Origin of the sequence: Micromonospora tarensis (genome assembly GCF_016803395.1) — a bacterium.
Classification (GTDB): domain Bacteria; phylum Actinomycetota; class Actinomycetes; order Mycobacteriales; family Micromonosporaceae; genus Micromonospora; species Micromonospora tarensis.
Genome location: NZ_JAEVHL010000236.1, coordinates 1 through 10,287, shown reverse-complemented (window position 1 = coordinate 10,287; position 10,287 = coordinate 1). Strand labels below are relative to the sequence as shown.

The following is a 10,287-nucleotide window of genomic DNA, read 5'->3' as shown; positions in this document are numbered from 1 at the left end:
GGCGGGTGGCGGGTGGCGGGTGGCGCGTGGTGGGTCGGCGGCGGTGGGTTGGTGGTGGATGCGTTGGTCGCGGTGATGTCGCAGACGATTCAGCTCCAAAGGACTTGCGTACCGGGTGGTCCACCGGCACCGGAGGGTTGTCCACAGCTTTATCCACAGGTTTGGCGAGGGTGTTGATAGCTTGCTGGCCGACGGGGAGCATCGGCCTGTGACCGAGGCGAGCGACCGCACCGACGCGGCAGGTCCCGCCGATCTCGGCGGGGTGCTTCGCGCTCTGCGTCGGCAAGCTGACCTGAGCCAGCGACAGTTGGCCGAGCGGGCCGGGGTGCCGCAGGCAACGCTGGCCCGGATCGAGTCGGGGCGGGCTGGTGATCCCCGGTTCCGGACCGTGGAGCGGTTGGTCCAGGCTGCGGGTGGGAAGGTCCTGATCGCCGGGCGGGATGCTGCTCCCGCCACCAACTCACCGACGCCGGTCCCGCATGACGACATGCGGGACCAGGCCGGCCGGCGGTACCCGGCTCACCTGGACGTCTGGCCGGTTGTCGAGCCGCGGGACTGGCCGGGTGCGTGGTGGGCGGAGTGGTACCGGTTGCCGCCCGAGCGGTACCCGCTTCCGTTGCCGCCGGCGGCCTACGAGGTGAATCGGCGGCACCGGGACAACCGGCGTTGGGCCGAGAACATCCGCCGGTCCGCCCGGGTACGCCGAGTCACCGGGGGCGACGTGCCGGTCACCTGCTGGCGGTTCGTCGCCGAGCTGCCGGGCAACGAGCTGATCGGTGAGCTGCGGGCCCATGAACGGAGTCCGCACCTTGAGTACGGGGAGTGGTACCCGGGCATACCGGAGCGGGAGATGGTGCTCGACGGCGTGCTCGTCGTCACCCGGTACCGCCGGCTGGGGTTTGGCCGCCGGCTGGTGACCGCGTTGATCAGCGAGATGCGTGCGGCGGGCATCGACGACGCTGTCGCGATCGCCGAGGGCTTCGGGGTCGAGTTGCTGCTGACGTGCGGCTTCGAGATCGAGACTCGCCGGCCCTACGCGTTACGGCTGGATCCGCCGAAGCGGCGCGCCGCCGAGCACTGAGCGGCCGCCGAGCACTGGCCGGCGTGCCGCCGGGTGCTGAGCGGCTCAACGCAGGGCCGGGGCCGCCGCGGTCAGCGCGGTGAGGGCTTCGCGCAGCCGCCAGGCGTCCCGGTCGCGGGGGCCGATCGGGTTGGAGATGGTCCGCAGCTCGGCGAAGGGGAGCCCGGCCTGCGCCGCGGCGACCGCCACGCCGTACCCCTCCATCGCCTCGGCGACCGCCTCCGGGTGCCTCCGGCGCAGCTCGTCGGTGCTGGTGGTGGTGCCGGTGACGGTGCTGACGGTGAGCACCGGGCCGGTCGGGGCGGCCGGCAGGGCGGCCCGCAGTGTCGCCAGCAGGCCCGGGTCGGCGGGCAGCGCGCTGCCGACGCCGAGCAGCGTGGGCGGCATGCCCAGCTCGTCGATGGGGATGAAGCCGTCAGGTGATTCGGCGCCCAGGTCAGCGGCGACGCTGGCGGTGCCGAGCACGGCGTCGCCGACCTCGACCCGCCCGGTGAAGCCGCCGGCCACCCCGGCGCTGACCACCGCACGGTACGGCCGGCCGGCCGCCTCGGCCAGCGCCAGCAGCCGGGCGGTGGCGGCGCCGGCGATGGCCGGACCCACACCGACCGGGGTGACGGTCACCGTGGCGTCGGTCAGCCCGGCGCGGATCGCCTCCGCCTCGGCGGGTACCGCCGTCACCACCAGCAGACCGCTCACGACAGGGAACCGGGGGACTCGCGGCGGGTGTCCTCGTCCGCTCCGCCACCCGGGCCGCCAACCGACGAGGACGGGCGGTAGATGTGGTAACCCGGCGGGGCCAGGCCCGGGTCGTCGTACTGCGGAGAGCTGGTCTGGGCGGGTGCCGGCGAGGTCGGTGCGGGGTCGCCGGCCTCGTCCGCCGCCTCGGCTTCGGCCAACTCGTCGTCCCTGCTCAGCTCGTCGTCGCCGAGCGGCCGGCCGGCCAGCTTCTCGCCGCGCAACCGGGCGGCGATCAGCACGCCCCGGATCGCGGCCAGTACGCCGACCCCGGCGGCGACGGCGATGCCTATCCGACCGTCGAACGGCACCAGCCCGAGCCCGCCGCCGGCGACGAAGGCGAGCATCAGCACCGTCTCGGAGTGGGCGAAGGAACTGGCGCGCAGCCGTTCCGGGATGCGTTCCTGGATCGAGGCGTCCACGGCCAGCTTCGCGATGCCGCTGACCAGGGCAGCGACCAGGCAGAGCAGCGCGACCATCAGCAGCGAGAACTGGATGACGGCGAGCACCGCCACCCCGGCCACGATGATCATGCTGCTGGACTGGATGGCGGTCGGCCGGTGGATGCGCAGTCGGGTGCCGATGGCGGTGGCCAGGAAGGTGCCGACCGCGAGCGCGCCGCCGACCACCCCCAACGCCCACTCGGCGCCCAGGTCGCGGCCGAACACCACAGTGGTCAGGTCGCCCTTCTTGATGGCGAAGGCGAGGAAGAGCAGCAGGAAGCCGTACAGCGCGCGGGACGTCGCGGCACCGATCAGGGTGGCGATCACCACCCGGCCGGACGGTCGCCCCCGGCCCAGCGGCCGATCGCCACCACGGCGGCCCAGCGCGCGCAGTGGCCGGGGAACCCGCTCCGGTGGCTCCGAGTCGGCCTTCGGTGGCAGCCGTAGGGAGATCACCATGCCGACCAGGAAGATCACCGACGCGACGCGCAGCGGCCACTGCGGCCCGAACCAGAACGCGGCCAGCCCGATCGGCGCCACCAGCGCTCCGGCGACCGTGCCGTAGACACTGGCCCGGGCACCCACCTGGGACAGGCCGAGGCCCTCCGGGAGCAGCCGGGGCACCGCCGCCGAGCGGGCCACGCCGTACGCCCGGGAGAGCGCGAGCACCCCGAACGCGGCCGGATAGAGCCCGAAGCCGTGGATGTAGTCGGAGATCAACCAGGCCAGGAAGGCGCGGCCGAGCATCGTCGCGGCGAGGGCGTACCGCCGGCCGTGCCGGAAGTGGTCCAGCAGCGGGCCCACCACGGGGGCGAGCATCGCGAACGGCACCATGGTCACCAGCAGGTAGAGCGCGACCTTGCTGCGGGCCTCGCCGAGCGGCACGTTGAAGAAGATCGTCCCGGCCAGCCCGATGGCGATCAGAGTGTCCCCGGCGCAGGAGAGCGCGTGCAGGTCGAACAGGCGAACCATGCCGACCTCGCCGCCGGCGCCCCGGGCGCGGGCCCGACCGGCGCGGCGGGTCACCCAGCGGCTGCTGCCCACCGAACCGCGCAACAGCAGCCGGATGGCGCGGATGCCGGTGCCGACGGTCCGCCCGAGGACGGATCGCCCGGAGCGGGAGTACGACGGCATGTGCACCATCCTCGCCCATCTGATCCAGGTACGCCGCACCACCGCGGGGGAAAGGTTCCCCGGGAGTCCCTGTCACCCGTGCGGGGCGCATGGGGAACAATGGTGAGGTGACCAGGCCCGCCTCCACCCGTGCCGCCCGTCTCGACCAGGTCTGCGCCGCCGCCGTCGAGGTGGCCCGCGCCGGCATCACCGAGGTGGACGCCGACGACGTCGGCGATCACCTGCAGGTTGTCGCCGAGGGTGATCGGCTGGTGACCCACTACTTCGAATGCCGCCTCGCCGGCTACCGGGGCTGGCGTTGGGCGGTGACCGTCACCCGGGTGCCGCGCAGCAAGACGGTGACCATCTGCGAGACGGTGTTGCTGCCCGGCCCGGACGCGCTGCTCGCGCCCGGCTGGTTGCCCTGGCAGGACCGGCTCAAGCCGGGCGACCTGGGTCCGGGTGACCTGCTGCCGACCTCGCCGGACGATGATCGGCTGGTCCCTGGTTACCTGCTCTCCGACGACCCGGCGGTCGAGGAGACGGCGTGGGAGTTGGGCCTCGGCCGCGCCCGGGTGCTCTCCCGCGAGGGTCGCATCGACACCGCGCAGCGCTGGTACGACGGTGACCACGGCCCCGCCGCACCCATCTCGACCGCCGCTCCGGCCGCCGCCCGCTGCGGCACCTGCGGCTTCTACCTGCCGCTGGCCGGTGCGATGCGGCAGGCCTTCGGGGCGTGCGGCAACTTCTACGCCCCCGACGACGGTCGGGTGGTCAGCGCCGACCACGGGTGCGGCGCCCACTCCGAGACGTTGATCGAGGCGGCCGAGACCGCGGTCGAGGAGCTACCCACTGTGTACGACGACAGCGCGGTCGAGGCCATGTCGGTCAGCCGGGCTCCGGGCTCGGTGGAGGCCGCCGAGCCGGCGGAGCCGTACGGGCACTCCTGAGGGTTCGCGTCGACCCCCGACGGGGTCAGCTGGCCCGGCGCCGGCGTCGGTTGGCGTCGTGCCGCATCATCACGGCCAGCCCGGGGAAGCCCCAGAGGAAGCCGGCGAGGCAGGTCCAGAGCCAGTTCTGGTGACCGTGGTCGGTCAGCCAACCCCGGAAGAAGACCAGCAGGACCAGCCCGGCCACCGCCCACGCGACCAACCCGGCGAGGGCGAACGGCACCATCGGCGGGTCCAGTGGCGCGGGCCGCGGTGGCTGCTCGTCCGGCATGCGGCCAGCGTACGCGATCAACTTCCCCTGCCCGTCGGTGATCTGGGACGATGCGCGCGACAACCGGAAGATCACCTGCGAGGACCTGATGGCAGTAGCGCCGCCCGAGAACGGCACACCTCCCGACCCCGCCCACCCGCGTAACGGCTTCGACCGGTTCTTCGAGATCTCCGCCCGTGGCTCGACGCTGAGCCGTGAGGTGCGCGGTGGCCTGGCGACCTTCTTCACGATGGCGTACATCGTGGTGCTCAACCCGCTGATCCTGGGTGGTGCCGTCGACGGCGACGGCAAGACCCTCCCGATTCCCGCGCTGGCCGCCGCGACCGCCCTGGTCGCCGGTCTGATGACGATCCTGATGGGGGTGGTCGGCCGGTTCCCGCTGGCGCTCGCCGCCGGTCTGGGCGTCAACGCCCTGGTGGCGTACGAGATCGCGCCCGAGATGACCTGGGCCGACGCGATGGGCCTGGTGGTGATCGAAGGTGTGATCATCGCGGTGTTGGTGCTGACCGGCCTGCGGACGGCGGTGTTCCGCTCGGTGCCGACCCAGCTGAAGACCGCCATCGGGGTCGGCATCGGCCTCTTCCTGACGATCATCGGCCTGGTGGACGCCGGCTTCGTCCGGCGCGTCCCGGACGCCGCCAACACCACAGTCCCGGTCGGCCTGGGCATCGGTGGCAAGTTGGTGAGCTGGCCGCTGCTGGTCTTCGTGGTGGGTCTGCTGATCACGCTGGTGCTGGTGGTCCGCCGGGTGAAGGGCGCGATCCTGATCGGCATCCTCGCCTCGACCGTGCTGGCGGTCATCGTGGAGGCGGTCGGCAACATCGGGCCGTCGTTCGTCGACGGCAAGCCCAACCCGAAGGGCTGGGCGCTGAACGTGCCGGAGTTGCCGAAGACGATCGTGGACCTGCCGGACCTGTCGCTGCTCGGCAAGTTCAACGTGCTCGACTCGTGGGGCCGGGCCGGCTGGGTGGTCGTGTTGATGTTCATCTTCACGCTGCTGATCACCGACTTCTTCGACACCATGGGCACGATGGTCGCCGTGGGTCAGGAGGGTGGCCTGCTCGACGAGAAGGGCACCCCGCCGAAGGCCAAGGAGATCCTGCTTGTCGACTCGATCGCCGCGGCGGCCGGCGGCGCGGCGAGCACCTCCAGCAACACGTCGTACATCGAGAGCGCCGCCGGTGTCGCGGAGGGTGCGCGGACCGGGGTGGCGAACCTGGTCACCGGCGTGCTCTTCCTGCTGGCGATGTTCCTGGCGCCGCTGGTGGTGGTCGTGCCGTTCGAGGCGGCCTCGACGGCCCTGGTGGTGGTCGGTTTCCTGATGATGACAGCGGTGCGGACGATCGACTGGTCGGACTACGAGATCGCCATTCCGGCGTTCCTCACCATCGTGCTGATGCCGTTCACCTACTCGATCTCCAACGGGATCGGCGCCGGCCTGATCACCTTCGTGGTGGTGAAGGTGGCCCGGGGCAAGGCCCGGGAGGTCCACCCGCTGCTGTACGGGGTGGCCGCGCTCTTCGTGCTGTACTTCCTGCGCGGGCCGATCGAGTCAGTGGTGCTCTGATCCCCGTCCGGGCGGGGAGTCGACTGGGACTTCCCGCCCGGAACAGCGGAAACGTCCTCGTGAGCCTGGTCATAACAGATGTCGTTAGCCAGGCTCATTAGTTAAGCTAACTAACGTGACGGAGCGGACGGTGACGGCGAAACGCGTGCCACCGGCGCAGCTGGCTCCCCAGCTGCGTGATGCGATCACCCGACTCAACCGGCGGGTCCGCCAGGCCCGACCGGTCGGCGACCTCACGGTCACCCAGGTCTCCGCGCTCACCAGCCTGCGGCTGGCGGGCACGATGACGCCCCGGGAACTGGCCGACGTGGAGCGGGTGCAGCCGCCGACGATGACCAAAATCGTCGGAAAGTTGGAGGACCGTGGCCTCGTGCGGCGGACACCCCATCCGACCGACGGGCGGCAGGTCATCCTCGCGGCGACCGAAGGAGCGCAGGCCGTGCTCGACCAGTTCGAGCGGGCCCGCGACGAGTGGCTGGCCCACCGGCTGGCCGCACTGGACGAGGACGAACGGGAGACCCTGCAGAGGGCCGCCGAGATTCTCCAGCAGCTCGCTCGCGCCTGAGTCGTACCCGCCTCACCGGGTCCGTGCCGTCACCTGTCGATGACGTGTACGTCCTGAAGGAGGCGCACCGAGAGTGCAGGCGAAGCTGAGCACGATGTTCCAGTCCCTACAGGTCCGCAACTACCGCCTCTTCGCATCCGGGCAGCTGATCAAGTTGATCGGCGTCTGGATGATGTTCATCGCCCAGGACTGGCTCGTCCTCGACCTCTCCGACAACTCGGCCACCGCGCTCGGCGTGGTCACCGCCTGTCAGTTCACCCCGGTGCTCCTGCTCACGTTGTTCTCCGGGCGACTCGCCGACCGGTACGACAAGCGGGTGCTGCTGTTCGTGGCCAACGCCTTCTGGACCGTGCTGGCCCTCGGCATGTCCGTGCTGGTCCTCACCGACCTGGTGCAGCTCTGGCACGTCTTCGCGTTCGCCGCGCTGCTCGGCACGGCCAACGCCGTGGAGACCCCGGTCCGCCAGGCGTTCGTCTCCGAGCTGGTCGGCACGCCCCTGCTGCCCAACGCGCTCTCGCTGAACGCCGCTGTGTTCAACTCCGCCCGGATCGTCGGTCCGGCCGTCGCCGGTCTGGCCATCGCCGCGTTCGACGTCGGCCCGGTCTTCCTCTTCACCGCACTCAGCTCGGTCGCACCCCTGGTCAACGTGGTTCGGATGCGGACGGCCGAACTGCACCGGGACGCCCTGCTGCCGCGCGACGAGCGGGCCTCCGCGAAGGTGATCGACGGCCTGCGGTACGTGTGGCGTCGACCCGATCTGCTGCTGCCGATGGCGGTCATGTCGGTGATCGGCATGTCGCTGTTCAACTTCCAGCTCACCCTGGCCGCGCTGGCCAAGACGGTCTTCCACACCGGGGCGGCCTCCTTCGGCCTGTTCAGCACCGCGCTCGCCGTCGGCGCGCTCGGCGGTGCGCTCAGCGGCACCGGCCGCGCAGCCGCCCGTCGGTGTGGCTGGTGCTCGGCGCCGCGATCGCCTGCGCCAGCTTCGGCACCCTGGTCGCTTCGCCGGGACGTACTGGCTGGTCGTGGCGCTGCTCGTGCCGACCGGCTTCTTCATGGTCTTCTTCGCCCAGGCCGCCAACCAGCGGGTTCAGCTGGGCGTGGACGCGGCGTTCCGGGGACGGGTGATGGCGCTGTGGGTGCTGGTGTTCCTGGGCACCAACCCGGTCGGCGCGCCGCTGATCGGCTGGGTCGCGGAGCGCTTCGGCGCCGGCGCCAGCATCTGGATGGGCGGGCTGATCTCGCTGGCCGCCGCGCTGACCGCGCTCACCTGGCAGCTGCGCCGCTCCGGTGCCCGGCTGCGCTTCCGGGTGCTGCCGATGCCCCGCTTCTACGTGACCTCCACCGACTGTTGAGGTTTGCCCAGGGCGAGCCAACCCGCATCCGTGCTGCGGATTGCGCGGATGCGGCGAAACCGCTGGCGGGCCGGCACGGCGGGGCTTAGCGTCGATGCGTGGGAGTCGGACGCGCGCTGATGCTGGCCCTGGCCCTTCTCGCCGTGGCCAGCCTGCCGGCGGCCTTCGCCCTGGTCTTCTGCTATGACGAGATCCTCGACCGGGTGGTCTGCGGCTGGTCCGAGTGGCGTGACCGCCGACGGGAGGAACGCACGATCGCCCGCCTCGACCGGGCCGTCGAGGCCGACGCGCTGACCCGGGACATCGACCTCAGCGAGCTCGACCGTGCCGACCGCCGACCCCTGGAACAGCTCGCCGCCGACCTGCGCCGGATCGGTGGTCAGCGGCTCGGCGGCGGCGGTCGGCCGATGATCTGGCACGGTGCGCTGGTCCAGGCGTACGACGACCGGCTCCGCCTTGCCTGCCGCGCCCTCGGCATCACCGAGCACCTCGCCGACCTGGATGGTGTCGACCAGGAGATCGAGCGCGTCCGGGTGGAGGGCGTGCTGCACGCCGCCGGGCTGGCCCTGCCGGCGGCCCGGGCCGGGCACCGACAGCGGCACCGCTGAGCGGCCAGCGTCGGTGCGACTGTTCGTCGCGGTCAACCCGTCTGTCGCGGCGGTCAACCACCTCGGCGCACGGGTGGCTCGGCTGCGCGTCGCGGCGGCGACCGCCGCCGGCACCGACGTCCGGCTCGCCCACCCCGCCCACCTGCACGTCACAGTGGCGTTCCTCGGTGCGGTCGAGGCCGCCCGGTTGGTCGAGGTGGAGAGTGCGCTCGGGCTGGCCGCCGAGTGGTTCCGCGCCGGCCGGCACGGCGTACCCCGGTTGAGTCTCGGCGGCGGTGGTCGGTTCGGCCGGGACCGGTCCACGGTGCTCTGGGTGGACCTACGCGGGGACGTCGAGGCACTGCACCTGCTGGCCGGCCAGGTCCGGTTCCGGCTGCGGCAGGCCGGGCTGCCGTGCGACGAGAAGCCGTTCCGGCCGCACCTGACCGTGGCCCGGCCCGGTGACCGGATGACCCCGGCCGACGTCGAGGCAGACCGGGCCAGCCTGAACGGGTACGAAGGTCCAGAATGGCGGGCGTCCGAGCTGCTGCTGGTCCGCAGCCACCCCGGCTCCCGGCCGCGCTACGAACGGATCGCCGCCTGGTCACTCTGACCCTGCGGCGCAGCGGCGGCGGGCTTCGTACGCAGGACCTCGCGGGCCTGGTCGGCGGCTCGGATGATGCTCTCGCTGATGAAGTCGAGGAAGCGGGCGATGTTCTCCAGGCGGGCGGCGGCGGGGGTGTCCGGACCGAGCAGGGCGGCACCCTGGCGCGCGGTGGCGACGAGCTGGTCGTTGGCCCGGGCGCTGGCGATCGTCGCCTGGTAGAAGAGCTCGTCGTCGATCACGTACCGGTCGCGGCGGCGTTCGTCGCGTTCGCGGCGGACGAGGCTCTGGCTCTCCAGGAAGGAGATCGCCTTGGAGATCGACGCCGGGCTCACCCGGAGGCGCTGGGCCAGCTGGGACGCGGTGAGGCTACCCGAGTCGGTGGTGAACAGGCAGGTCAGCACCCGGGAGGCCATCTTGTTCAGGCCCGAGACCATCAGGACGCTGGTGAACGTCTCCTCGTAGTCGGCCACGGCCTCGGTGTCGCGCCCGTGCTCCGCGGGGAGGGCGGCCGTCCCTCCGGCGGTGGGCCTGCGTCGCAGGGCGCGACGTTCGGTCGCCCGGTGCGCCAGGTCGGCGCGGTAGCCGTTCGGGCCGCCGTTGCGCATCACCTCCCGGGTGACCGTCGAGGTGGGACGGCCGAGCCGCCGGGCGATCTCGGCGTACGGGAGGTTGTCGGTCAGCCCCAGCGCGATCTGCTGGCGTTCCTGCTGGCTGAGCCTGCGCCCGGCATCGTGTTCGCTCTCCTGAAGGTTCGGTGGGATCCGAGTGCCGCGCGGTGACGGGTGACGTCTCGTCACCCGTCACCAGGTGGCGTCAGGAGGATTCGCGCGCGGCCGGGCCGCTGCCGAAGAGCACATCGTCCCAGCTCGGCAGCCGCTTGCGCGGCTTGCCGCTGGCATCGGTGGACTCGCCGCCGGCGGCCGCCGCGGCGCCCGTCCGGCGGGGCCGCAGCACCGCCAACGACGGCACGGCCGGCACCTCCTTGGGCGCGTCCGAATCGTCGTCGAAGGCCG

At 72.1% G+C, this 10,287-nt stretch carries 10 protein-coding genes and 2 pseudogenes; 7 read left to right on the top strand and 5 right to left on the bottom strand.

The genetic code is table 11. The features are described 5' to 3' along the window. Positions 1-208: 208 nt before the first annotated feature. A complete protein-coding gene (locus JM949_RS29330; RefSeq protein WP_203151395.1) occupies positions 209-1,081 on the top strand; it encodes a GNAT family N-acetyltransferase in 873 nt (290 codons plus the stop codon). 45 nt (positions 1,082-1,126) lie between these two features. Here the strand turns inward: JM949_RS29330 and JM949_RS29325 are convergent, their stop codons facing one another. Together JM949_RS29325 and JM949_RS29320 are read right to left on the bottom strand one after the other, a co-directional pair. Next, positions 1,127-1,777: a futalosine hydrolase gene (locus tag JM949_RS29325; protein ID WP_203151394.1), complete on the bottom strand. Its 651-nt coding sequence runs from the start codon at positions 1,775-1,777 to the stop codon at positions 1,127-1,129. Next, positions 1,774-3,393 carry an MFS transporter gene (locus JM949_RS29320; RefSeq protein ID WP_203151393.1) on the bottom strand — a complete coding sequence of 540 codons (1,620 nt, stop codon included), beginning with the start codon at positions 3,391-3,393 and terminating at the stop codon, positions 1,774-1,776. Before JM949_RS29320 ends, JM949_RS29325 begins: the two co-directional genes overlap by 4 nt. Positions 3,394-3,482: 89 nt before the next feature. Between JM949_RS29320 and JM949_RS29315 the strand changes: the two genes are divergently transcribed. Continuing rightward, the gene (locus tag JM949_RS29315; protein WP_203151392.1) at positions 3,483-4,322 is read left to right on the top strand and encodes a DUF3027 domain-containing protein; all 840 of its coding nucleotides are present in this window, start codon (positions 3,483-3,485) and stop codon (positions 4,320-4,322) included. A 25-nt stretch (positions 4,323-4,347) separates the two neighbouring features. On the opposite strand, the gene JM949_RS29310 is transcribed toward JM949_RS29315, so the two are convergent. Further along, positions 4,348-4,593, bottom strand: a complete 246-nt coding sequence (locus tag JM949_RS29310) for a DUF2530 domain-containing protein (protein ID WP_203151391.1) — start codon at positions 4,591-4,593, stop codon at positions 4,348-4,350. Positions 4,594-4,681: 88 nt separating this feature from the next. Here JM949_RS29310 and JM949_RS29305 point away from each other — a divergent pair, with 88 nt between their 5' ends. The 5 genes and pseudogenes from JM949_RS29305 to thpR all read left to right on the top strand — a co-directional run bounded on the left by JM949_RS29305 (position 4,682) and on the right by thpR (position 9,280). Next, the gene (locus JM949_RS29305) at positions 4,682-6,160 is read left to right on the top strand and encodes an NCS2 family permease (RefSeq protein ID WP_203151397.1); all 1,479 of its coding nucleotides are present in this window, start codon (positions 4,682-4,684) and stop codon (positions 6,158-6,160) included. Positions 6,161-6,275: 115 nt separating this feature from the next. After that, positions 6,276-6,725 carry a MarR family winged helix-turn-helix transcriptional regulator gene (locus JM949_RS29300; protein ID WP_203151390.1) on the top strand — a complete coding sequence of 150 codons (450 nt, stop codon included), beginning with the start codon at positions 6,276-6,278 and terminating at the stop codon, positions 6,723-6,725. A gap of 73 nt (positions 6,726-6,798) precedes the next feature. Beyond that, positions 6,799-8,080 (top strand): annotated as a pseudogene (locus tag JM949_RS29295) (MFS transporter). Between the two features lie 98 nt (positions 8,081-8,178). Then, positions 8,179-8,688 (top strand): hypothetical protein, encoded by a 510-nt coding sequence (locus JM949_RS29290; RefSeq protein ID WP_203151389.1) that lies wholly within the window; start codon positions 8,179-8,181, stop codon positions 8,686-8,688. Between the two features lie 13 nt (positions 8,689-8,701). Next, on the top strand, positions 8,702-9,280 hold the full coding sequence (gene thpR / locus JM949_RS29285) for an RNA 2',3'-cyclic phosphodiesterase (protein ID WP_203151388.1): 579 nt from the start codon (positions 8,702-8,704) through the stop codon (positions 9,278-9,280). On the opposite strand, the gene JM949_RS29280 is transcribed toward thpR, so the two are convergent. Both JM949_RS29280 and JM949_RS29275 read right to left on the bottom strand, forming a co-directional pair. Next, positions 9,250-10,035: a helix-turn-helix domain-containing protein gene (locus JM949_RS29280; RefSeq protein ID WP_203151396.1), complete on the bottom strand. Its 786-nt coding sequence runs from the start codon at positions 10,033-10,035 to the stop codon at positions 9,250-9,252. The genes thpR and JM949_RS29280 overlap by 31 nt on opposite strands. A 52-nt stretch (positions 10,036-10,087) precedes the next feature. Further along, positions 10,088-10,287 (bottom strand): annotated as a pseudogene (locus tag JM949_RS29275) (septation protein SepH); the annotation flags it as partial.